At 60.9% G+C, this 21,929-nt stretch carries 22 protein-coding genes; 8 read left to right on the top strand and 14 right to left on the bottom strand.

Going from position 1 to position 21,929, the window contains the following annotated elements; translation table 11 throughout:
* Positions 1-217 precede the first annotated feature (217 nt).
* From QMF22_RS06565 to QMF22_RS06540, 6 genes are all read right to left on the bottom strand, one after another.
* Positions 218-2,635, bottom strand: coding sequence for a LasA N-terminal domain-containing protein (locus tag QMF22_RS06565; RefSeq protein WP_283451553.1), 2,418 nt, complete (start codon positions 2,633-2,635; stop codon positions 218-220).
* Between the two features lie 102 nt (positions 2,636-2,737).
* A complete protein-coding gene (locus QMF22_RS06560; RefSeq protein ID WP_283451552.1) occupies positions 2,738-4,300 on the bottom strand; it encodes a glycosyltransferase family 2 protein in 1,563 nt (520 codons plus the stop codon).
* Positions 4,297-4,599, bottom strand: a complete 303-nt coding sequence (locus QMF22_RS06555) for a hypothetical protein (RefSeq protein WP_283451551.1) — start codon at positions 4,597-4,599, stop codon at positions 4,297-4,299. The genes QMF22_RS06560 and QMF22_RS06555 overlap by 4 nt, the downstream gene beginning before the upstream one ends.
* A 60-nt stretch (positions 4,600-4,659) precedes the next feature.
* Complete coding sequence (locus tag QMF22_RS06550) at positions 4,660-7,140, bottom strand: glycosyltransferase (protein WP_283451550.1); 2,481 nt, start codon at positions 7,138-7,140, stop codon at positions 4,660-4,662.
* Positions 7,141-7,249: 109 nt separating this feature from the next.
* Positions 7,250-7,996 carry an ABC transporter ATP-binding protein gene (locus QMF22_RS06545; protein ID WP_283451549.1) on the bottom strand — a complete coding sequence of 249 codons (747 nt, stop codon included), beginning with the start codon at positions 7,994-7,996 and terminating at the stop codon, positions 7,250-7,252.
* The gene (locus QMF22_RS06540) at positions 7,993-8,829 is read right to left on the bottom strand and encodes an ABC transporter permease (protein WP_283451548.1); all 837 of its coding nucleotides are present in this window, start codon (positions 8,827-8,829) and stop codon (positions 7,993-7,995) included. The genes QMF22_RS06545 and QMF22_RS06540 overlap by 4 nt, the downstream gene beginning before the upstream one ends.
* Positions 8,830-8,939: 110 nt before the next feature.
* Between QMF22_RS06540 and QMF22_RS06535 the strand changes: the two genes are divergently transcribed.
* Positions 8,940-9,791: a glycosyltransferase family 2 protein gene (locus QMF22_RS06535; protein WP_283451547.1), complete on the top strand. Its 852-nt coding sequence runs from the start codon at positions 8,940-8,942 to the stop codon at positions 9,789-9,791.
* On the opposite strand, the gene rfbA is transcribed toward QMF22_RS06535, so the two are convergent.
* From rfbA to QMF22_RS06520, 3 genes are all read right to left on the bottom strand, one after another.
* Positions 9,788-10,651, bottom strand: coding sequence for a glucose-1-phosphate thymidylyltransferase RfbA (rfbA, locus tag QMF22_RS06530; RefSeq protein WP_283451546.1), 864 nt, complete (start codon positions 10,649-10,651; stop codon positions 9,788-9,790). The genes QMF22_RS06535 and rfbA overlap by 4 nt on opposite strands.
* A 5-nt stretch (positions 10,652-10,656) precedes the next feature.
* On the bottom strand, positions 10,657-11,265 hold the full coding sequence (locus tag QMF22_RS06525) for a dTDP-4-dehydrorhamnose 3,5-epimerase family protein (RefSeq protein WP_283451545.1): 609 nt from the start codon (positions 11,263-11,265) through the stop codon (positions 10,657-10,659).
* 277 nt (positions 11,266-11,542) lie between these two features.
* Positions 11,543-12,274 (bottom strand): class I SAM-dependent methyltransferase, encoded by a 732-nt coding sequence (locus QMF22_RS06520; protein WP_283451672.1) that lies wholly within the window; start codon positions 12,272-12,274, stop codon positions 11,543-11,545.
* Positions 12,275-12,467: 193 nt separating this feature from the next.
* Here QMF22_RS06520 and rfbB point away from each other — a divergent pair, with 193 nt between their 5' ends.
* From rfbB to QMF22_RS06490, 6 genes are all read left to right on the top strand, one after another.
* A complete protein-coding gene (gene rfbB / locus QMF22_RS06515; protein WP_283451544.1) occupies positions 12,468-13,454 on the top strand; it encodes a dTDP-glucose 4,6-dehydratase in 987 nt (328 codons plus the stop codon).
* A gap of 1 nt (position 13,455) precedes the next feature.
* Positions 13,456-14,310 carry a dTDP-4-dehydrorhamnose reductase gene (gene rfbD, locus QMF22_RS06510; protein WP_283451543.1) on the top strand — a complete coding sequence of 285 codons (855 nt, stop codon included), beginning with the start codon at positions 13,456-13,458 and terminating at the stop codon, positions 14,308-14,310.
* On the top strand, positions 14,307-15,449 hold the full coding sequence (locus QMF22_RS06505; RefSeq protein WP_283451542.1) for a glycosyltransferase family 4 protein: 1,143 nt from the start codon (positions 14,307-14,309) through the stop codon (positions 15,447-15,449). The genes rfbD and QMF22_RS06505 overlap by 4 nt, the downstream gene beginning before the upstream one ends.
* 5 nt (positions 15,450-15,454) lie before the next feature.
* The gene (locus QMF22_RS06500) at positions 15,455-15,859 is read left to right on the top strand and encodes a GtrA family protein (RefSeq protein ID WP_283451541.1); all 405 of its coding nucleotides are present in this window, start codon (positions 15,455-15,457) and stop codon (positions 15,857-15,859) included.
* An 83-nt stretch (positions 15,860-15,942) separates the two neighbouring features.
* Positions 15,943-16,200 (top strand): type II toxin-antitoxin system Phd/YefM family antitoxin, encoded by a 258-nt coding sequence (locus QMF22_RS06495; protein ID WP_104131970.1) that lies wholly within the window; start codon positions 15,943-15,945, stop codon positions 16,198-16,200.
* The gene (locus QMF22_RS06490; RefSeq protein ID WP_283451540.1) at positions 16,197-16,598 is read left to right on the top strand and encodes a type II toxin-antitoxin system VapC family toxin; all 402 of its coding nucleotides are present in this window, start codon (positions 16,197-16,199) and stop codon (positions 16,596-16,598) included. The genes QMF22_RS06495 and QMF22_RS06490 overlap by 4 nt, the downstream gene beginning before the upstream one ends.
* A gap of 175 nt (positions 16,599-16,773) precedes the next feature.
* On the opposite strand, the gene QMF22_RS06485 is transcribed toward QMF22_RS06490, so the two are convergent.
* The 3 genes from QMF22_RS06485 to QMF22_RS06475 all read right to left on the bottom strand — a co-directional run bounded on the left by QMF22_RS06485 (position 16,774) and on the right by QMF22_RS06475 (position 19,822).
* The gene (locus QMF22_RS06485) at positions 16,774-18,138 is read right to left on the bottom strand and encodes an LCP family protein (RefSeq protein ID WP_283451539.1); all 1,365 of its coding nucleotides are present in this window, start codon (positions 18,136-18,138) and stop codon (positions 16,774-16,776) included.
* A complete protein-coding gene (purE, locus tag QMF22_RS06480; protein WP_283451670.1) occupies positions 18,135-18,602 on the bottom strand; it encodes a 5-(carboxyamino)imidazole ribonucleotide mutase in 468 nt (155 codons plus the stop codon). The genes QMF22_RS06485 and purE overlap by 4 nt, the downstream gene beginning before the upstream one ends.
* 83 nt (positions 18,603-18,685) lie before the next feature.
* Positions 18,686-19,822, bottom strand: coding sequence for a 5-(carboxyamino)imidazole ribonucleotide synthase (locus tag QMF22_RS06475; RefSeq protein ID WP_283451538.1), 1,137 nt, complete (start codon positions 19,820-19,822; stop codon positions 18,686-18,688).
* A 130-nt stretch (positions 19,823-19,952) separates the two neighbouring features.
* Here QMF22_RS06475 and QMF22_RS06470 point away from each other — a divergent pair, with 130 nt between their 5' ends.
* Entirely contained in the window at positions 19,953-20,483 is a 531-nt protein-coding gene (locus QMF22_RS06470) for a GtrA family protein (protein ID WP_283451537.1), read from the top strand.
* On the opposite strand, the gene QMF22_RS06465 is transcribed toward QMF22_RS06470, so the two are convergent.
* Both QMF22_RS06465 and QMF22_RS06460 read right to left on the bottom strand, forming a co-directional pair.
* Positions 20,460-21,035: a PH domain-containing protein gene (locus QMF22_RS06465; protein ID WP_283451535.1), complete on the bottom strand. Its 576-nt coding sequence runs from the start codon at positions 21,033-21,035 to the stop codon at positions 20,460-20,462. The genes QMF22_RS06470 and QMF22_RS06465 overlap by 24 nt on opposite strands.
* Positions 21,036-21,043: 8 nt before the next feature.
* On the bottom strand, positions 21,044-21,868 hold the full coding sequence (locus tag QMF22_RS06460) for a biotin--[acetyl-CoA-carboxylase] ligase (RefSeq protein ID WP_283451533.1): 825 nt from the start codon (positions 21,866-21,868) through the stop codon (positions 21,044-21,046).
* Positions 21,869-21,929 lie beyond the last annotated feature (61 nt).

The following is a 21,929-nucleotide window of genomic DNA, read 5'->3' as shown; positions in this document are numbered from 1 at the left end:
GCCGGTCATCGAAAATATCTGAACCACTCATAGCTGCGGTATACCGTGTGCCTTTCGAAAACCTTTTCTTGCTTGAACAACACCCAGCACAAGTCACACCGTAGTCAGTCGGGCCAAGCCACTATGAGTATATCCAGCTCCCGTAGTTCAGCCCTCACCCGCCTACACCCGATTCCGAACTCACGCCACCAGGGAACCGCCAAACGCCATCACTGCGTCACTGGGGGACCGCCACCGTTGAGCATCCCATCAACAGTTGCAGGCCGGGGCCAGCATTTATCGCGTATACACACACATGATGGCTACCGCCCACAGCAGGCACTACCTCCGAGTAGCCGTGACTATCTCCGTAACCCGGGTAGGCAGCGGCCACATCCGGCCGTGACTTGTTCGACGTGTATGCCGTACCGACCCCGTCCACGTAGACATGGACCGGGATGGAGGACGTCGTATCCGGGTCTAAAGCCCACCCTCCGATAACGACCCCGCCCGCGACAGGCCGAATCTCGTCAAGGGACCCAATTGGAGTTCTCCCCTTCTCGACATTGCCGGCTGTTTCCGGAACAGTCACTGCCCCGCAACCGATGGCGGGGTGTGTGCCTGGACCAGAATTAATTGCATAGACACAGACCCGGTGAGCCCCGGCAGCGGCAACGATAGATTCGGTAAAGCCATGGTTGTCCCCGTAGCCGGGGAATGCACTTCCCACATCCGGTCGTGATTTGTTTGCCACGTACGCTGCACTAACGCCATCAACGTAGACATGCACGGAAATCGGAGAGGCTGTGTCCGGGTCAAAGGCCCACCCGCTGACGTCGATCCCGGCGGCGGTTGGGCGTGCTGCCTCGATGGCGCCAATTGGCAACCGCCCCTGCTCTGCGATTCGCTCCGGGCTGGCGACCGTGACAGAAGAACAGCCCAGGACAGTGTTCACTCCGGGGCCGGAGTTCCTCGCATAGGCACACACTTCGTGTGGTCCCGCCGCAACGGCCACGACTTCAGCGAAGCCGTGATTACCGCCGTAGCCAGGCCAAGCAGCCCCCAGATCTGTTCGCGCCTTGTTCGCTTGGTATACGGAACCAATTCCGTCGACCTTCACGTCCACGGTGATCGGATTAGCCGTGTCAGGGTCAAGCGCCCAGCCAACGATGTTCACGCCACCCGCGACAGGGGAAACGGCCTCGAGCACGCCCACCGGGACACGACCCCGTTCGGCAATCGGAATAGACACCGAATAGCACCCAAACTGGACGTTTGTCCCGGATCCGATGTTAATTCCGTACAGGCAAATTTCGTGGACACCTTCCGTAGCGTCAATTGAGTAGGAAAAACCATGGTTGTCACCGTATCCAGGGAAGGCGATACCGACATCCTTGCGGAGTTTGTCGGCCAGGAAGGCTGTTCCGACTCCATCAACATAGGCGTGCACTGACATGGGGCCAGCAGAGTCGGGGTCGATTGCCCATCCGTTTATCGAAATCGCACCAGCGCTTCCGACAACAGCATCAATACCAGCGATTGGAGACCCTCCATTGGCCACAACGTTGGAGCATCCAAAGAGCGTATTGTCTCCGCCGAGAACGTTGAAGCCGTAGACACAAACACTGTGCGTTCCCGAGAATCTAACCGGCACCGCAATGTTGAAGCCATGGGCGTTTCCGTAGGCGGGAAACATGGCACCAATATCGGTGCGTTCCAACGCGGCTGACGTAGGAGTTCCGACACCGTCGACATAGACGTGAACGTCAATTGAGTTTGCGGTATCGGGGTCGATGGCCCAACCCACAACGGTTACCCCGCCAATAGCGCCACGCACAGATTCGATGTTTCCGATTGGGCTTGTGCCGGCTGAGGGCGAACCGAACCAATTGTTGTAGTAAACCCAGAAATTACGGTTGCCGTATGAGGAGCAGCCATCGCCCACACCCCCGAGATTTGCAAGCGCGGCGGAATTCGGCTGGTAGGGCGTGTAGTAGTACAGAGCTGCCGTGGCTCGGTTCTGGATTACGACATTGCTTGATCCACATGCACTATTCGGGTGGAAAAGCACAGCATTGGTCTGTCCCACCTTGATGGATGTGTGTGAACCGGCCGGGTTACCATACCAGGCAAACTGTCGGGCTGCGGAGTAGACCTGCATAAAAAATCCGTAGTAAGCGGAGTCGCATTGAGCGGTGTCCGGGCAGCCTTGGCCCAAGGCCTTACGCAAGATCGCCTCGGTCGGAGCCTTGCTTGTCACTAGACCTTGCTCTTTTTGCAGAGTCACGAGCAGGACTTTGGCACTGATGCTACATGCCTGCTGGACCTTGTAGATCATGCGCGCGGCAGACTCATTCGCCTCACCCGGATACGTGGCACAGGTCCCAAAGGCGAGAGTGGTCGTCGTTGTGTTGATACGCAGAACGTTCAGACAAAGGGAATTTTGGCACGTGCCAATTTGCGCGTCTAAGAAGGCCTGAATCTGGTCTTGCGACATAGCGTCTCGCGCATAGAACTGAGCGTCAGAAATTATGTAACCCGGGTTGAATTCAGCGCCGGTGAGCGCCTCAGCCTTCTGCGGGACAGCTACCATCACGACTGCAACGAGGCCTGCCACGACAATTGCTGTGACGACGCGCTTTAACTTGGCCAGCATAATATTGTTACTCCGTTACTGGCAATGTCCTGAATACAAAGCTCTCGTTCAGGCTACGCGAAAATAGCCCCCGATGGTACTTTCCGCAAAATTCGCGAGGATTCAGGCGAGGTAGGGATCGCGCTGTGGACCGGCCCACCGGTCAATGATCATTTTCTCCTCGAAAGAATGAACTAACGGGTTGCGTGAACGCGACTCGAAATGAAAGAGTTCAACGTTGGCGAGCCACACCAAGCGATACCCCGACTGGGTAACTTTCTTGGAGAGGTCCACATCATTGAAATTGCCCGGAAAAAGTTCTGAAAATCCCCCAACCTCCTGAAACACTTCGCGCGGCATTGCGATGCAGGCCGCGGTCAGTCCTGAGGCTTCGCGATTGACAAGAAGCGAGGAGAACGCGCCGTACGTGCCCTTCGGCTCGCCTAAGTAAGCGTGAGAGAACTGACCCATGTGATGCAAATGACCGGCGTGCTGAATTCCGCCGTCTTCGAAGTAGAGCATGGCGCCGGTCATTCCTACGTCTGGCTCGTTGAGAGGAGCTATCAGGTTTCCAACCATCTCATCGCTAATAGCTTGCACATCGTCGTTCAGAAAGAGCAGAACTTCTCCGCGAGCCGCCAGAAAACCTTCATTGCACTTGCGACTGAAGTTGAAGGGCCCGAAGAATGGAACGAGCGTCAGCCGGTCCCCCACCAGCTCAGCGAGTTCTGCCAAGACATCCGAGGGCGTGTCAGCGTCGAAGACAACGACGATCTCAAGGTCTCGATGCCGTGTTGTCTCGAGAACCGACTTCACGGCATCCACCAGGAAAACACGTTGCTTGCCCCAGACCTCACCAGCGGTACCGCGTGTAGGAATAATGATGCTCACTGACTTGTCCAGATCGGGCTCGCGCTCAATCCGATAGGTTCCAGGGACAGGACCGTGGGTGGCATGGCCAGCAATACCTACTCTGGCCAGATGGGCGTCCACGGCCCGCACTCCGGCATCCCACGCATATGGCTTGTTGTCCGTGAGCTCAGCAGTTGACCCAGGAACCACACGCCAGTGATAAAGCACCTCACGAACGTGCAGAATCTGGCGCGCTTGTTCGGTTACTCTCAAGACGAGATCGTGGTCTTGGGATCCCTCGAACTCCGTGCGAAATCCGCCGACATTGCGCACAATCTCGGCCCGAAGCACGGAGAAGTGCCCGGTGTACATCTGACCGCGCAACCGCTCCGGTGACCAATCCGGCTTGTCGAATTGATCAAAGTATTTGCCGTCGTCAGCAACCTTGTCTTCGTCAGAGTACACGTAGTCGACATCGCCTCTAGATCCAATCGCCGCCGCCACCGATTCAAGCGCGCATGTCGTCAACAGATCGTCATGGTCGAGCAAGGCCAAAAATTCACCTCGAGCGGCTTGAATCGCGTCATTCGATGCGGCAACAATTCCCCCGTTCGCTGAACGCTCGATCACGCGTATGCGCGAATCACGGAGAGCCGCATCGTGCAATACCCGGCGCACCTGTGGATTCGGAGATAGGTCATCGACCAGTATCAGCTCCCAATCCTCAAATGATTGCGCCAGAACCGAGGCGATGGTGTCGGTGAGTGCGTTGAGCGGCGTGTCGTAAACGGGAGTGAGGATCGAGAAGAGTGGTGCGCGTCCCTGATCAGTCATTTGGTGATTCGTCGCAAAACGCGACGCCCAATCACAACTGGTTTCATGACCAAACGCCCAACGCGCCAGGTTGTCGATCTGCGAGTCATGTAGAGGTCGTGCACCCCACGATCGCGGGCATTGCCAAGGTCAATCTTGGCTTGCATCAGTTCGGCACGAAGGCCCAACTCCAGATCCCGACTGATCAGTTGGCCGTGAGTAAGATCCCGAATGGATGCGATCAGTACGTCGCGCTCCGCCCGAAGGCGAGCTACTTCGTCGACTATATCGTAGGGACCAACGCTGTCGTGCGCATTCATTTTCTAATCCTCATTGCTTGGGCCTACGTGAAAACTTAGTTGGTGCGACTCGGGAGTGCATCAGTTAGCCGGCGGCTTGTTTCGATCTTGACGTGCACGGATTCTCTCCACGACAGCGGTTGGACCGCCTTGTTGAAAATAGTACGCGGCACGTTCGATGTCCCGACGAAGCCCTGTGCTGCGAGACGACTTGGCTTTGGGGATACCGTTCGGAATTCCCTTTGCACGCTTGCCTTTGCCACTCTTCTTGGCGCCTTGCTTGTCGGCAGCCTGCTGTGGGTTGCGGCAGAACTCCACGAGTGGTGCCAATGCCTTGTCCCAGGTGAACGCTTGGCGTACTCGACTCACATTTGCCCGAGCCGCTGCGATCGCATCATCATCGAAGAGGAATCGTTCGAGGGCCGACTCTAGGGCGGCCTGGTCACGTTCCGGGACGGATGCTCCAAGGGCTTCCTTTTCGACGAGACTGCCGAACGAATCGCCTTCGGTCGTGACGATAGGCAGCCCCGCCCAGAGGTAGTCGAGAATTCTCGTACGAAAGGAAAAGGTGGTTTCTACGTGCTGAAAGTGAGTTGACACTCCGACATCAGCCTCGAGCAGGTAATCTTGCCGATCCCCGTAGGGCACCCACGACTCGTTGAAGAAAACATGTTTGCCGGTGAGTCCGAGCTGGTCGGCGAGAACGCGTGCTGCAGCGACGGCTTCCATTTCGGGAACGGCCGGATTCGGGTGTTTGACGCCCATGAAGAACAACCGAATTGTCGGGTGACGCACGGCCAATTGGGCCACGGCGCGAATGAGCGTGTCGGGGTCGAACCAGTTGTAGATTCCACCACCCCAGATGATGATCTTGTCGCCCTCATTGATGCCCGGCACCACTCCGCGCAGTGCCGGATTGCGCTGCACCGGGTCCACACTAGCAATTCCGAATGGGGCCTCGGCGATTAGCGAATCTAGATCGTTGTCACGCGAATACGTGTAGGGGTTCACCCGGCCGAGCGCTGACAACTGGCCCAACCAGAAGTGGCGTTGGCGTTCACTCGCGCAGAGGAAGAAGTCTCCGAGAAGCAGCTGGTGGTTCAAGGCATCCGTCGCCTCGGTCACTTGCTTGTTCCACACCTTCAGGGTTTGACCCTTACCCTGCTCAAGCTGTTCGAGGTGCAAGGGATCATAAACGTCCACGACGAGAATCTTGCTTGACGTCTCCAGGCTGGGGAACAGTGCCAGCGCATGGCCCTGAACGATGATGACGTCGGCCCATTTCTCGTGCTCGACGACGGAGTTCGGGTGATGATGATCGATCACACCGACCTCAACAGCATCGTCGAGAGCGACGGCCTTCGTCATGCTTACTAGGCGCACGTCGTGCTCGTCTGAGAGCAGCTTGGCAATATTCCAGGCGCGAATTGCCGGGCCTGCCATCTGATGACCGACGGGGTCGCCCGTGATGACAAGAATGTGTCGGCGTCCTTCAATCCTCAGCTGACCGAGACTGTCTACGATTTTCTCGTAACCGCGAAGATACTTCTCGATGGGGTATGCCGGCTCATCGGTGTTACCAAACAGCCGCTTGAGTTGGCGATCTGTCACAGTGCGGGACGCCTGGACCTCGGCGCGCGCTTTCGTCATCTCGGGAAGCAACTCGACGAACTGATCGACGGCGTAGATTCCGGCCATCGTCTGCTTCGAAATCGGCAGCGTCGGTTCATCATCGTTACCGGGAACCCGAAGGTCTAACGATGCTGAATCGTGCTCGCCACGAGCTACCGCACGGCGGGTTGCGAGAAGCAGTGCCCCCGGGAAGATTTGCGCCAGGGATTCGTCGTCCAGGTTCTTGTACAGCGTGTACAGGGCGTTGCGCTCGAGAAGGTACGTCTCACGAAAGTTGCCGAACTTGTTCATGGAGGCATGGTGCTTATGAAATGCCAACGATTTGGGCTGGAAGCGGAACCTGTACCCCAACAGGTTGAGGCGCCAGCCGAGATCTACGTCGTCGTAGAACATGAAGAAGCTGTCGTCAAAACCACCGATCTGCTCGAAAACGGATGCCCGGACGAACATGGCCGCACCCGTACCGAACAAAACGTCGCGTTCGTCGTTCCAGGCTCCTCGGTCCGTCTCTCCCGCGTGCGGCTTGTACCCCATGCCATACCAGGTTATGGCGGCACCGATGTAGTCGACGCGGTCACCCTCCCAGTCGAGCACCTTGCTCGCGACAGCACCGATATTGTTGCCCGCTGCGAAGGTGGCGATGGCTTCTTTGATCCAACCGGAATCTGGCTTCGCGTCGTTGTTCAGGAAGGCGATGAACTCGCCAGTAGACTTCGATACGCCCAAATTGCATCCACCGGTAAACCCAAGGTTTTCTGAGGACTCAATCAAAGTTACTTGCCCGCTAATGCTCTGGAGCTTTTCAAGGCTGTCATCACCGGAACCATTCTCAACGACGATGATTTCCAGCAGCTCTGACGGCCACTCCAGTTTCAACAGGCCCTGTACACACTCGATCGTGTCGTCAGCACCCCGAAAGTTGACGAGCACGACCGATACAACACCTGTACGTCGCTTCTTCACAGTGAACCTCACAAATAGATGACTAAAAAAAATGGCGTCGATGCCTGTGCTGCGCTAGCGCAGCACACCAGCGCGATTAGGCTGCTGACGCACCCGGCAAGGATCTGAGGTAGGCGTCAATTGTTTCGTCAGCCGGACCGACCTTGATAAGCTCCCCGTGGCTGAGCCACGCTGCGCTGTCACACATCTCCCGCACTGATTCCATTGAGTGGCTGACGAGGATGACGGTTCGTCCCTCATTCTTGAAATCAACGAATTTCTGAGCACACTTCGCCTGAAATTCGGTGTCGCCCACGGCCAGAACTTCGTCGACAACGAGAATATCGGGGTTGACGTTGATGGCCACGGAAAAGCCAAGTCGAACGTACATTCCCGACGAATAGTTCTTGACCGGCTGGTCGATGAACTGTTCGACTCCCGAGAAATCTACGATTTCGTCGAATTTTCCCGTGATCTCTTTCTTGGACATTCCCAGAATCGAACCGTTCAAAAAGATGTTCTCTCGGCCCGACAATTCGGGATGAAAACCAGAGCCGACTTCAAGAAGCGCAGCGATCTTGCCGTTGTAGGTGATGCTTCCTGTCTCGGGGTAGTAGATCTTGGCAAGGCATTTCAACAGGGTCGACTTACCCGACCCGTTGCTACCGATGAGGCCGAAGGTCGAACCGACCGGGACTTCAAAGCCGACATCTTTCAAAGCCCAAAAGTCTTCGTGCACAGACCGACGACCGCGCATGATTGCAGATTTTATGGATTGATTGCGCTCGTGATACAGGCGAAACTTCTTACTGACGTCTTCAATTTTTACGGCAATTTCGCTCACAGTGCTTCAGCCAGTCCTCTCTCGCTCCGTCGGAAGATCCACAATCCTACTGTGAATGCAGCGAGTGCCCAGATCGCACAGAGCAGGAAGTCCTGCGGATCGGGCCACCGGTTGTCGTAGAGGAGCTGACGGAATACCGCGACGAATCGCTCAAGTGGATTGATGCGGTACACATCGAGGATCGTCACCGTCGTGCCGAACAGGCCACCATATTTGTCGGACTGCGTCGCTACGAGGCTGATGGGATAGATGATCGGTGTCAGGTACATCCAAATTTGCATGATGATCGAGACAAAGTATTGAGTATCCCGGAAGTGCACGTTGGCGACGGCCAGCATGAGCGCGAGACCGGCCGCGAAGATAGCCAGAAGGACCATAGTCACAACAACTAGGGGAAGCCAGGGCCAGACGAAGGCACCGCAGATTACCAGCACGACAACGAGCACGCCCATCTCGAAGAGCCAGTTGTACCCGACCGACCCGACTTTTGAGAGAGGGAGCACGATTCGCGCGAAATACACCTTTTGGACGAGGCCAACGTTGCTTAGGATCGACCCCATGCCCTGCTGGACCACGTTCGAGAAGAACGTCCACGGGAGCAGCCCGCAGAGTAGCCAAACGGCGAAAATATCCAACCCACTGGGATCGCCAGCTTCAGGTTGCACTCGGATGATCAACGCAAAAACGAGGGTGTAAACCAGCATTGAAGCGAGCGGGTTCACCAATGACCAGAGCTGGCCGAAAATTGTGCGTTTGTACTGACCGCGAATCTCACGCAGGGTGAGATTGGCCAGGAGCTCTCTCGACTCGAGAACTTCCTTTAGGTATCGCATTTAGCCTCACTGGGGTATCTGGCCGGTATGGCCGCATGCCAATCTAGCCTAGAACTATGATTGGGAGTCGTATGTCCACCGTATCGAAGCCTCCCGCCCCTACCGCACGTGTGGCAGTCGTCACTGTCAGCTATGGCTCCGAGGATGTCCTCGGCCCGTTCCTCGCTTCACTGCCCTTGGCATCCCGCGAGCCGCTCCGCGTGGTCGTGGCAGACAACAAGCCCATGGCGGCCTCCAACGCGATTATGTCGATGACGACCTCGGCCGGTGCGACCTACCTCCCGCTGCCGTCAAATCGGGGCTACGGGTACGCCATCAATACAGCCGTTCGCGAATTGGGACCAGAGATCGACTGGGTTGTGGTGAGCAATCCCGACGTGACAGTAAATCCCGGGTGCGTTGACATCCTGTTGGAGTCGGTCCGCGATTCGACCATCGCTGCGGTGGGCCCGCGCATTCTCTCGTCCGATGGCGAGGTCTATCCCTCGGCTCGCACCATCCCGTCACTTCGATCTGGCGTGGGCCACGCGATCTTTGCCAATTTGTGGCCAAAAAATCCGTGGACGCGAAACTACCGCAAAGAATCCGAAATCGAGCCAATTCGGAGAGATGCCGGCTGGCTGTCTGGGGCTTTTCTCATGATTCGTCGATCTGTCTTCGACGAGATGAATGGTTTCGATGAGAGCTACTTCATGTATTTCGAAGACGTCGACCTGGGTTACCGCATCGGACGCTTGGGTCTCCGAAATGTATATGAGCCAACCGCCGTCGTCGTACACACCGGCGCGCACTCCACCTCAACGCTGGATGAGTCCGCAGGAATGATCCGTGCACACCACGAGAGCGCGAAGAAATTTCTCGCAAAGAAGTACTCGGGCCCGTGGCTTCTCCCCGTTCGCGCAGTCCTGGCGTTCGGGCTGGACGTTCGGTCTCGCATCGAGGGACGCCGAACTGCGCGCTAAGGCTGAACGAGACCTGCCAGGTACCGACCGTATCCGCTCTTAATTAGCGGAGCAGCCAGAACGGCGAGCTGCGCATCTGTGATCCACCCAGCACGCCAGGCGATCTCTTCGATGCAGCCCACCTTGAAACCCTGTCGGTCTTCAATAACCCGCACATATTCAGACGCCTGCATCATGGACTCGAACGTGCCCGTGTCGAGCCACGCCGTGCCACGATCGAGCACCTGAACGTGCAGGGTTCCCTGCTCCAAGTAGCGCTCGTTCACCGTGCTGATTTCCAGTTCTCCACGCGCGCTAGGTTCAATGGTCTTCGCGATCGCGACTACGGAATTGTCGTAGAAGTACAGACCGGGAACTGCATAGTTGCTCTTCGGCTTGGGCGGCTTTTCTTCAATCGAGATGGCGGTCATCGACTCATCGAACTCGACGACTCCGTAAGACGTGGGGTTGCTGACGTGATAGGCGAAAATGCGTGCGCCCTCAATTTCGGCGTTGCCACGTAAGGCCGAGCCGAGGCCCGCTCCGTGGAAAATGTTATCGCCCAGGACGAGCGCAACACTCTCGTCACCGATGAACTCCTCACCGATGATGAACGCCTGGGCGAGACCGTCGGGAGAAGGCTGAATGGCGTACTCAATGCGAATACCCAGATCGGAGCCGTCGCCGAGCAGCGCCCGGAACTGCTCGTTGTACTCCGGAGTGGTGATGATCAGGATCTCTTTGATGTCCGCCATCATGAGCGTCGAGAGGGGGTAGTAGATCATCGGCTTGTCCCAGATAGGCATGAGCTGCTTGGAGATGCCTTTGGTGATCGGCCACAGGCGCGTGCCCGAGCCACCGGCGAGAATGATTCCGCGCATAAGCGTTAGTTCCTGTCGTTCAAAGTGGCGTAGTAGGCGCGCGCGGTGTCCCAAGTAGGGAGCAGGCCGGCGGCTGCAGCTGCGGCGAGGGTGGGGGCTTCCGTGTCTTTGGGAGAAAGCAGCAGCTCTCCGGCTTCGGGCGGGAACACGAGGCCGATCTCTTCGTCGAGTGGGCTGATACCGTGCTCGCGGCCCGGGCTGAATGTGCTGTTGACGAGATAGCTCACCGTGGCGTTGTCGGTCAGCGCAACGAAGCAGTGCCCGAGTCCTTCAGCAAGGTAGACCGCACGACGATCCGTGTCGTCGAGAAGTACGCTGTCCCACTGGCCGTACGTCGGCGAACCAACACGGATGTCGATGATGTAGTCGAGAACCGCGCCGTGAACCGCCGTGACGTACTTGGCCTGGCTGGGCGGGACATCCGCAAAGTGAATGCCGCGCACCGATCCGCGCTTCGACACGGACGTGTTCGCCTGAGCAAGGTCGAGCTTGTGCCCGACCCGCTCTTCGAGCTTGTCAAACCGGTACCACTCGAGAAACACTCCCCGGTCGTCACCAAACTGCTTGGGGGTGATTTCGAATGAATCGGGGATAGAGAGTTCGCGAATCTGCACCTTCGGAGTCTAGCAATGGCCGCCACGTTGAGCGGTTGGGGCTCCCCCGCCCACCGCGTGTCTATGATTTGAGCCGCGCACCGATCGCGCGGAGCGGGCGTGTGACAGTCCAGCGGGTGCTGGATTGAAGGGCAAGAAGTTGTTGACGCAGCCCCGTAACGTCGGCCTCCGCGGCCGCGAATCGTTCGCGCGCGTTTCGGAGCTCTGTCTAAACTTCACGGATGACCTCGTCGCTTCCTGCGACCTTGATCGCCAAGGACTCTGCTTGCTGAGCACGCTAGTGGAGTTCAGCAAGTTCTTCAATTTGGGCACCCAAGCGCTCGTAGGCCGCTCGCACCTGATCAGGCGACGCGGCCGAAGCGGCAAAGAATGCTTGCATCGTGAGCGGCAGGTCTGGCCCGACCCCCAAGACACCCAGCCCGTGGGCGTGCTCAAACTCAAACGACGGATATTGCTTGCTCACGCCCTCCCAAAACTGCCAGACCCCGAATCCCTCTTGGTGTTCGGCGATGTCATGAAAGATGACTACCCCGCGATTCGACATTTTGGGCAGCCACGCCGCGAAATCATGTGTGACGTCTGCATAGCCGTGCCGACCGTCAATGTGCAGGAGGTCGACGCTGCCGTCCGCAATGGAAGCGAGGGAATCGTCGAAATAGCCGCGCAGAAGCGTCGAGAAGCTGGAGAACTCCGCACTATTGGTAGCGCTAACGGACTGGAAGACTTCCTCACCGTAAATGCCGGCTTGGTCGTCTCCCTGCCACGTGTCGAGGGCGTATGCACGGGTATCCAACTGGAGTCGTACCGCGGCTTCACAGAACACGAAGTAGGAAGACCCGAAGTGCGTGCCCAACTCGACGATGGAACGCGGCCGAATCGCATCGACAAGCCAGAACGCAAAGGGAGCGTGCCCCGGCCATGCGGAGGTTGTGATGTGGGTCCGCTTCCAAGAGGAGCTCGCCCCCAGCCAGGCGTCACGCGAATCTGTCGAAGACGTCATCTCGGCCACATCGTTCAAGTTGATCTCCCTTGCACCGCTGGTAATAAGGACGACCTTGTCCTATTGGGTGGATTTCATCGGAATGGTTACACGTGCACTCGCCCAATGCCTGAGCACGCCGCTGCATGGGCTCTCAGGAACCACCGCCCGGCCACGGTAGAATCGCGGAGGCCATTGAAGCGAACGGAACGGTTACTCCTATATGAAGATCCTCGTCACCGGCGGCGCCGGTTTTATCGGCTCCAACTTTGTGCGACGCACGATTGAAGACAAGTACCCGGGCCTGGAAGGCGCCGAGGTCGTCGTGCTCGACGCCCTGACCTACTCGGGCAACCTCGAAAACCTCGCCCCGATCGCCGATTCACCGCGCTACAGCTTTGTGCACGGCGACATTCGCGACGGCAAACTGCTCGACACCCTGTTTCCCGAGCTCGACGCGGTCGTGCACTTCGCCGCCGAATCGCACGTGGACCGTTCCGTGATGGACTCGACGATCTTCGTTGAAACCAACGTGCTCGGCACCCAGCAGCTGCTCGACGCGGCGCTGCGCCACAAACTCGCCCGGTTCGTGCACGTCTCCACCGACGAGGTCTACGGCTCGATCGCCGAAGGCTCCTGGAACGAGGAGCGGGCCCTTGAGCCCAACTCCCCCTACAGCGCATCGAAGGCCGGCAGCGACCTGCTCGCCCGCAGCTACCACCGCACCCACGGCCTCAACGTGTCGATCACGCGCTGCTCGAACAACTACGGCCCGTACCACTTTCCCGAGAAGGTCATTCCGCTCTTCGTCAGCAACCTGATCGACGACCTGCACGTGCCCCTCTACGGCGAGGGCAACAACATTCGCGACTGGCTGCACGTGGACGACCACACTCGCGCCATCGCCATGGTGCTAGTCGGCGGCCGCGCCGGCGAGATCTACAACATTGGCGGCGGCACCGAGCTGACCAACAAGGAACTCACCCAGCTGCTGCTCGACTCCACCGGCAAGGACTGGTCGTATGTGGACCGGGTGGCCGACCGTCTCGGCCACGACCTGCGCTATTCGGTCGATATCAGCAAGATTCAGGCCGAACTCGGCTATGCCCCCGAGGTTCCGTTCGAACAGGGCCTGGCCGACGTGGTGCAGTGGTACCGCGACAACCGTCAGTGGTGGGAACCGCTCAAGGCTCGGGCGGCGCTGAACTAGCATGACCCGCTACCTGATCACCGGCGCGACCGGAATGCTGGGCCTTGACCTGCAGACGGCTTTGGCCGGCCGCGATGTGACGGCTCTCGGTCGCAGTGACCTCGACGTGACCGACCTTGACGCGGTCAAGTCCGCCGTCGCCGGGCACGACGTCATCATCAACTGTGCCGCGTACACCAAGGTCGACGACGCCGAAACGCACGAAGACGAGGCCTACGCCGTGAACGCGGTGGGGCCGTACAATCTGGCGGTGGCGGCATCCGCTCTGCAAGCCAGGCTCGTGCAGATCTCAACGGACTACGTCTTCGACGGCAGCGCGACGACGCCCTACGCCGAGAACACTCCGCACAGCCCGATCTCGGCCTATGGCCGCACCAAGGAGGCCGGCGAGGTTTTCGTGCTGGTGGAGAACGGTTCGCGCAGCTACATCGTGCGCACCGCGTGGCTGTACGGCAAGAACGGTCCGAACTTCGCCAAGACCATGCTCAAGGCCGCTGGCACGCGCGACACGTTGAGCGTTGTCACCGACCAGGTGGGCCAGCCAACCTGGACGGTGGATCTGGCCGCGCAGATCGTGCTGCTGCTCGACTCCGATGCGCCCGCAGGTACCTACCACGGCACGAACTCGGGAGTCGCGTCGAAGTTCGACCAGGCCCGCGACGTGTTCACACTGGCCGGGCTCGACCCGGAACGCGTGCAGCCGACCGACAGCTCGGCGTTTGTGCTGCCAGCACCGCGTCCGGCGTATTCCGTGCTCGGGCACGCCAACTGGGCCGCGGCCGGGCTTGCGCCGATGCGCAGCTGGCAGGACGCCCAGGCCGAGGCTTTCGCTGCAGGAGTTTTCGAGACAGCATGATCACTTTGCGGGTAGTCGTCGACCAGATGGTCGCCCCGGTTCCGGGCGGCGTCGGGCGTTACACCGAGGAACTCACGCGGGCGCTGATCGCTAGTGCCCCAGCCGAGTGCGACGTTGAGGGTATCGTCTCGTCGTCGCCACCCGCACAGTATGAACTCATTGAGGCCGCACTCCCGGGCTTGGCCAACCTGCACAAGACGCCGCTGGCCCGACGTGAGCTGGCCACGGCCTGGGCGCTCGGCGTGACCGCGTCGGCCGGAACTGGCCTGATTCACGCGCCGGGACTGCTCGCGCCGCTGCGCCGCCACAACCGCGCAGAGGACGGCACCCAGATTGCGGTGACGCTGCACGACGTGCTGGCGTGGACGCATCCGTCGTCGCTGACCCCAACGACCGTCGCGTGGACCAAGGGCATGCTCAAGCGTGCCCGCAAGCACGCGGACGCGATTGTCGTGCCGAGCCACGCCGTAGCCAGGCAACTGACCGAGATCATGGATCTGGGCGACCGGGTGCGCGTGATCGGCGGTGCCGTGGGACGCGGGCTGGTGCTGCCGGCTATTCCCTTGGTGGAAGAGCGCCTGCAGGCGCTGGAGCTGCCGTCACAGTACATTCTGACCTCCGGGTCGCTCGACCCGCGCAAGGCCGTGACGGCGCTCATCACAGCGCTCGGGCTGCCGGGTGCGCCCGACCTGCCGCTGATCGTGCTCGGTCCGGATACCTGGGGCGAACTCGACCTCGCCTCGGTCGCCGATGAAGCCGGGCTCGCACCGGGGCGCGTGCGCGCACTGTCGGGCCTGAGCGACTCCGACCTGGCCGTGGTCATTGCCCGGTCGAGCGTGTTCGTGTATCCGAGCCTGGAAGAAGGCTTCGCACTACCGATCATCGAGGCGTTCCACCTCGGCACTCCGGTCGTGCACTCCGACGCCCCGGCACTGCTCGAAGCGGCCGGTGATGCCGGCGTGGCGGTCGAGCGGTCGGACCCGAAGGAGTATCCCGCCCGACTCGTCGACGCCATCAACCGGGTGCTCGGTGACAGCGTGCTGCGGAACCGCATGAGCATCTTTGGTCAGGATCGGTCGCGCGCCTTCAGCTGGCGGGACTCCGCCGAGCGGGTCTGGCAGCTGCACGCGGATCTGTAGCCACCATGCTGAGGCTTCTGGGTGACCAGCGCGTTCGGTTTCTCGCGGTCGGTGCCACGAACACGGCGGTCGGCTACCTGGTCTTCTCTCTTTTCACCGTGTGGGTGTTCGCGGATGTCTACCTCGGCTACCTGATCAGCCTCGCGCTCTCCTACGTGGTCGGTATCACCCTGGCCTTCGTGCTGTACCGGCGGTTCGTGTTCGTCGTGCACGGGCAGGTGCTGCGGGACTTCGCCCGGTTCGTGAGCGTGTATCTGGTAGCGATCGGCATCAACGCCGCCGCGCTGCCGCTGCTGGTGGAAGTTCTGCTGGTGCCTCCGCTGCTCGCACAGCTGATCATTCTCCTGATCACGACGTTGCTGAGCTTCTTCGGGCACAAGAAGTTCTCGTTTCGCCGCAGCGGTGAATGATCGGGCTGAGACGCTTATTGGCATCCGCGGGCATGCTGGAATGATGCTTGCTACAGCGTGCTACTCCCGGCTACACTCAGCGCATGAGCTTGGTTCCTGTTCGAGAATTGCGCAATCACACCGCCGATGTGATCGAGCGCGCGCGACAGGGTGAAGAAGTAACGATTACCAGCAACGGCGTTCCAATCGCGACACTGGTGCCGATCCGTTCAGGCAAGCAGGCGTTTCTCACGAAAGCCGATATGCAACGTCTGGTGCGACGTCCCGGCGATCCGATCGCGGAATACTACGACGACGAGGAACCCGACGAGACAACGGACGATCTGGGTCCTATCCAGTGAACCCCTCCCGGGGTCTGATTGATACCAGCGTCTTCGTGGGGCTCGAGACAAATCGTGCAATACAGTTCAACAAATTGCCCGAAGAGCAGTTTGTCAGCGCCGTGACGCTCGGTGAGCTGTACGCCGGCGTACATGCAGCGCGGGACGCCGACACACGGGGAGCCCGACTGCAGACCCTCGACACAGTGTCAATCGCAACGGTGCTCAATATCGATGAGGCAGTGGCCGCGCATTGGGCGCGATTGCGGCAAAAACTTCGCGAGCGCGAACGTCGGCTCAACGTCAACGACCTGTGGATTGCATCGACGGCACTCGCGCATTCGCTCACCGTCTACACCCAGGACACCGATTTCCAGGTCTTGTCAGACCTTGGTGGCCCCGAAGTGATCGTCATTTAGCCCGCGTTGGCATCCGCTTTCGCCATGCGCGCATTAGTACGGGCGGTCGCGCGGGCGAAAGTTGCAGGAGCAATCAGCGGATGCTGGCGCGAGCAGCGTGCCAGGCGCGCGTGCAACGTTTGGACGCGCATGCAGGATCCGGCGCGAACACCGGCGTGCAGGATCAGCCTCAGGGCTACGGGACCGGGGTGGCGGTGGGCGCGGGGGCAAGAGCCGTGGCGATCATGAGTTTGATGGCGGCGTAGTCGGGGTTCTCAGGGTCGACGCCGTTCTCCGGAATCAGCGGCACCGAGATGACCGGCAGTTCTTTGGTCTTGCTGGCGAGGTTCACAAAGTAGGGGAGCATGCCCTGCGGCACGTCGGTCTTGACGACGCGCGTGCCGGCGGCGGCCACTCCCTGAAACTTGGCGAGCACGTTCGCCGGGCTGGCCTGCGCGAGCAAAGCCTCCTGCATCTGCGTCTGGCGCTGCATGCGGTCGTAGTCACTCGTGCCGTGGCGGGAGCGGGCAAACCAGAGGGCGTGGTAGCCATCCATGTGCTGCATGCCGGGCTCGAACCAGAACAGCACCTTGCTGAAGGTCTCGTCGGTGTGCACCGGAACCCGGTTCTGCACGTCGATGTCGACGCCGCCGAGGGCATCGATGAGATCGGAGAAGCCCTGCATGTCAATGAGCACGAAGTACTGGATGGTGAGTCCGGTGATGCCCTGCGCGGCCTCAAGCGTGGCCTGGATTCCCGGGGAGCTGCCCTCGGCCGTGGCATTCGGGTAGTACTCCGGGCGTTTCAACTCGGCCTCGGTGAAGATGGAGTTGAGCATGCAGGCCGAGACGTCGCATCCGTCGATCGAGCCGTAGCCCTCGGGGTAGAGGGCGCCGAGTGAGGACCCGGCCGAGAACGGCACGTTCTCGAGGTTGCGCGGCAGGCTGATGGTCGTGGCCTGGCCGGTCGTGGCGTCAACGCTGACCACGGAGATGCTGTCGGGGCGGAGGCCCTCACGGTCGGCGCCGGCGTCTCCGCCGAGCAGCAGAACGTTGTAGCGGCCGTCGACCGGCGGTTGGCTCGGGCCGGCGACGAAGACGGAGGAGAGAAAGCCGCTGGCCGAGGTGGCAACGAAGGCGCCATAGCCGGCGGTGCCACAAACCACCACCATGAGGGCCGCCGAGAACGCCGCGATCAGCGGGCGGGCGCCGGGCGCGGCCTTGACCAGGTTGATCAAGCTGAGGGTGTTGACCGTGAGCACGAGCCAGGTGAGGGCGTAGAACGCAAGCGCCGCGGCGGCGACCCACAGGCCGATGGTGCTCGTGAACACGGTAAGCAGCGCTTCGGGCCAGAACAGATTGACGGCGCCAGCGATGATGGCCACGGTCACCAGGGTGAGAGTGGCGCCGAGGCCGAATCGGCCGAGCCGACGGTTGCCGGCCAGTACCTGCGCCGAACCGGGCAGAATGAAATTGAGTACGACAAGCCACCACGCACGCGTTGTCATGATGCGTGCGGAGCCGGAATTCGGGTGCCGGATCGGGTCGGAAACACTACTCATAGTCGCTCTTGGAGGTCCCGGTTCTTCTGCTCAACCAGATCTGCGAGCTGCACGGAATAGTCTTCGAGCTTCAGGCGCAGCGCGCCGTCGCTGATGGCGAGAATCTTGATCGCGATCAGCGCGGCGTTCTTCGCTCCGCCGATCGATACGGTCGCGACCGGCACGCCGGCCGGCATCTGCACGATCGACAGCAGCGAGTCGAGGCCGTCGAGCAGCCCGAGCGGAACGGGCACGCCCACCACGGGCAGCGTGGTCATGGCGGCCAGCATGCCGGGCAGGTGCGCGGCTCCCCCTGCGCCGGCGATGATCACTTTGAGGCCGCGGGCCTGCGCGGTGCGACCGTAGTCGAGCATCCGTTCTGGGGTGCGGTGTGCCGAGACAACCTGCACCTCGTGCGCGACCCCGAAGTCTTTGAGGGTCTGCGCTGCAGCACTCATGACGGTGAAGTCGGAGTCGCTGCCCATGACCAGGCCGACGACAGGCTTGCTGCCGTCAGTAGGCACAGTGGATGTCTCGGTGTTGTTTGGCACGCAGATGATCCTATGGCTCAGTCCTGAAAGATTTGTGCAGTGGCGCGCGCCTGATAGGCAACTTCGTCGAGATCGTCGCCGCCCGCCGTGACGTGGCCGACCTTGCGGCCGGGCCGCGATGCCTTGCCGTAGTTGTGCACTTTCACGAGCGGATGCTCCGCCAGCGCCGCCCCATAACGGTCACCCAGCGAGCCTGACGCCGGCCCGCCGAAGATGTTCACCATGACCGTCCACGGGTCCCTGGCGCCGGTCGCCCCGAGCGGCAGGTCAAGCACAGCACGGAGGTGCTGCTCGAATTGGCTGGTCGTGGAACCCTCGATCGACCAGTGACCGCTGTTGTGCGGGCGCATCGCCAGCTCGTTGATGAGCAGGCGCTCGTCCGTGGTCTGGAACAGCTCGACGGCGAGCACCCCGGTGACGCCGATGCCCTCAGCGACGGCCACGGCGATGTCGGTGGCGACGTCGGCCAGGCGTCCCATGGACTGGGGGGCCGGCGCGATGACCTCGGCGCAGACGCCGTCTTTCTGCACGGTCTCAACGACCGGCCAGACCGCAATCTCTCCGCTCGGGCGGCGGGCCACCACCTGGGCGAGCTCACGGCTGAAGTGCACGAGCTCTTCGACCAGCAGCGCGCCGCCGTTGCCGTCTTCGGCGAGCGCCTGAAACCAGTCGTCAACGTCGTGTTCGTGACTGACCACGCGCACGCCTTTACCGTCGTAGCCGCCGCGCGCGGTCTTCACGACGGCGCGGCCGCCGTGGTCCTTCAGAAAGTCGGCCAGTCCCACGACATCGGTGATGCGGGCCCAGTCCGGCACGGGCAGGCCCAGTTCGGCGAGTTTCTCGCGCATGAGCAGCTTGTCCTGCGCGTACAGCAGGGCGTCGGGGCCGGGGTGCACGGTGATACCTTCGCGCTCGAGCTCGCGCAGAATCTCCTGCGGCACGTGTTCGTGGTCGAAGGTGATGACATCGACGGTTTTGGCGAAGGCGAGCACGGTGGCCAGGTCGCGGTAGTCGCCCACGCTCACGGCGGCGAGCTCCGCGGACATACCATCGGCTTCAGCGAGAACCTTGAGCTCGATGCCGAGGTTCACGGCCGCGGGGATCATCATGCGGGCCAGCTGGCCTGCGCCAATCACACCGACGGTCAAAGCCATCTGTTCACCATTTTCTATGCAAGCGTTCAGCTAAACGATCTGGAATACCCAGCCAGGCACTTTCATCACGCCGTAGACTGCGAGACTTCAGTGCTTTCCTAGCCCACTTTACCGAACGTCGGACGGACGCATGTCGATCACCCTGAAGCAGCGCCTGCTCAGCTTTCTGAGTCAGGGCCTCAAGTTCGGCGCCGTCGGTGCACTGGGCTTCGTTGTGGACTTCACGGTGTTCAACCTGCTGCGCACCACCGTGCTCGACTCCGCCGACGTGCATGCCGGCCCGATCTACGCCAAGGTCATCTCGACCGTGCTGGCCATTCTGGTGAACTGGCTCGGCAACCGCTACTGGACTTTCAGCAAAAACCGGCAGGACCACACGGCTCGCGAGGGCCTGGAGTTTCTCGCGGTGAGCCTCGTGGGCATGGGCATCGGCATCGGCTGCCTCTGGTTCAGCCACTACGTGCTCGGCTACACCAGCGTTCTCGCCGACAACATTTCGGGCAACGTCGTTGGCCTCATTCTGGGCGCGGTGTTTCGCTTCGCGCTGTACCGCTACTGGGTGTTCGCGCCGAGTCGGAGCGGGGCGCCGGCATCCGCTGGTATCGCCGTGGTCAGTACCCGCACCGGGGCTATTCGGCTAGCGGCGACCCCAGAACGCTGACTCCGCAGCGAGGGCCGATTGCTCCTGCCGGCGGGAACCCATAACGGTGCTGGCCTGCTCCATGAGATCGTGCAGGGTGCTCTGTACGAGGTCGACGTTGGGAACATCTTTCAACACAAGCGGATGCTCCAGCCCCGAATTAATGAGCACCGTGCCCGAGCGGAACCCGGCCTGCACCCAGTTTTGCCGCACGCTCACGTCGTAGCCGCGGCTGTGCAGCAGCTCTTGCCGGGTGCGCACGAAGAATCCGTGGCGAAAGATGATTCGGCGAGTGGTGATCGTGTAGCGCTTGGTGAGCCAGGCGGCCAGCGGCAGCAGGCAGCCGAGCAGCGCCAGCAGGATGGCCCCGGCGAGCAGGGCGGCGTTCTGCCACGGCTCGGGCAGGTTGCCGAAGAAGTAGCCGGTGCCGCCGGCCAGGACGAACAGGAGCAGGGTAGGCCAGGCCAGCACCCGGGCGTGCGGGCGCAGGCGGGCAACGACCTTCTCGGGCCGGCTCTCGCGGGCGTAGCCGGAGAGTTCGGTCTCGTTGGTCTCTGTCTTCTTGGCTTTCATTAGTTCTATTAATACCTCAGGTGGGTGACATCGCCGGCGGCGACAGACCGTTCTTCGCCATCGGCCTGGTTGACGACGCGCAGCCTTCCCTCAGCGTCGATGCCGGTGGCGGTGCCGACCAGGTCGGCGCCGCCGGGCAGTTCGACCCGAACCGCGCTGCCGAGCGTGCCGCAGAGTTCTGCAACGGCGGCGTGCAGGCCGCTCGTTTTCGCGTCGCCGTGTGCTGCCAGGAAGGCCCGGTAGAGCGTGGCGAGCTCGTGCAGGTAGGCGGCGAGCACCGCATCGGGATCGGGCGCGGTGCGGGTGACCAGCAGCAGCGAGGTGGAGGTGAGCGTGGGCAGGTCGTGCTCGTCGAGCGAGAGGTTGAGGCCGGCGCCGATGATGATGCCGCTGGCGTCGGGCAGCAGTTCGCAGAGGATTCCGCACACCTTGTAGCCGTCGATGAGCACGTCATTGGGCCACTTGAGGGTCACGTCGTGGCGGGGATCCTCGGCCTCTTTGACCCCTTCGACGGGTTTCATGCTTTGTTCCACCACGTTTTTGACGGCCCGGGTCATGGCGGCGCCGGCCAGGAGCGGGAACCAGCCGAGGCTCGCCGGCGGCAACTGGGGTCGGATCAGCACCGAGATGGCCAGGGCTTTGCCGGTCGGGGCCAGCCAGACGCGGCCGAGCCGGCCGCGCCCCTGAGTCTGGTTGTCGGTGACGAGGGCGGAGAGGTCGGGCCAGGCTGCGGCATCCGTGGTGGCGAGCTGTTTGAGCACATCGTTGGTGGAGGTGGCCTCGTCCCGGTACTCGAACCGGCTCACCTCGGTGCGGCTGAGCGAAAACTCCATGGCTACTCTCTCTCCCAAACGTAACTGCGGTAATTCTCCCGAATCTGACCCCGAATGTGTT

Source organism: Cryobacterium sp. PH31-L1 (assembly GCF_030063145.1).
Classification (GTDB): Bacteria; Actinomycetota; Actinomycetes; order Actinomycetales; family Microbacteriaceae; genus Cryobacterium.
The sequence above is the reverse complement of the archived record's forward strand: the minus strand, read 5'-3'. Positions and strand labels throughout refer to the sequence as shown.

What these genes read in the sequence shown, in the direction of transcription:
- QMF22_RS06565 (WP_283451553.1), bottom strand. Translation starts at nt 2,635, where the DNA reads ATGCTGGCCAAGTTAAAGCGCGTCGTCACAGCAATTGTCGTGGCAGGC.
- QMF22_RS06560 (WP_283451552.1), bottom strand. Translation starts at nt 4,300, where the DNA reads ATGACTGATCAGGGACGCGCACCACTCTTCTCGATCCTCACTCCCGTT.
- QMF22_RS06555 (WP_283451551.1), bottom strand. Translation starts at nt 4,599, where the DNA reads ATGAATGCGCACGACAGCGTTGGTCCCTACGATATAGTCGACGAAGTA.
- QMF22_RS06540 (WP_283451548.1), bottom strand. Translation starts at nt 8,829, where the DNA reads ATGCGATACCTAAAGGAAGTTCTCGAGTCGAGAGAGCTCCTGGCCAAT.
- rfbA (WP_283451546.1), bottom strand. Translation starts at nt 10,651, where the DNA reads ATGCGCGGAATCATTCTCGCCGGTGGCTCGGGCACGCGCCTGTGGCCG.
- rfbB (WP_283451544.1), top strand. Translation starts at nt 12,468, where the DNA reads ATGAAGATCCTCGTCACCGGCGGCGCCGGTTTTATCGGCTCCAACTTT.
- rfbD (WP_283451543.1), top strand. Translation starts at nt 13,456, where the DNA reads ATGACCCGCTACCTGATCACCGGCGCGACCGGAATGCTGGGCCTTGAC.
- QMF22_RS06505 (WP_283451542.1), top strand. Translation starts at nt 14,307, where the DNA reads ATGATCACTTTGCGGGTAGTCGTCGACCAGATGGTCGCCCCGGTTCCG.
- QMF22_RS06500 (WP_283451541.1), top strand. Translation starts at nt 15,455, where the DNA reads ATGCTGAGGCTTCTGGGTGACCAGCGCGTTCGGTTTCTCGCGGTCGGT.
- QMF22_RS06495 (WP_104131970.1), top strand. Translation starts at nt 15,943, where the DNA reads ATGAGCTTGGTTCCTGTTCGAGAATTGCGCAATCACACCGCCGATGTG.
- QMF22_RS06485 (WP_283451539.1), bottom strand. Translation starts at nt 18,138, where the DNA reads ATGAGTAGTGTTTCCGACCCGATCCGGCACCCGAATTCCGGCTCCGCA.
- purE (WP_283451670.1), bottom strand. Translation starts at nt 18,602, where the DNA reads ATGGGCAGCGACTCCGACTTCACCGTCATGAGTGCTGCAGCGCAGACC.
- QMF22_RS06475 (WP_283451538.1), bottom strand. Translation starts at nt 19,822, where the DNA reads ATGGCTTTGACCGTCGGTGTGATTGGCGCAGGCCAGCTGGCCCGCATG.
- QMF22_RS06470 (WP_283451537.1), top strand. Translation starts at nt 19,953, where the DNA reads ATGTCGATCACCCTGAAGCAGCGCCTGCTCAGCTTTCTGAGTCAGGGC.
- QMF22_RS06465 (WP_283451535.1), bottom strand. Translation starts at nt 21,035, where the DNA reads ATGAAAGCCAAGAAGACAGAGACCAACGAGACCGAACTCTCCGGCTAC.
- QMF22_RS06460 (WP_283451533.1), bottom strand. Translation starts at nt 21,868, where the DNA reads ATGGAGTTTTCGCTCAGCCGCACCGAGGTGAGCCGGTTCGAGTACCGG.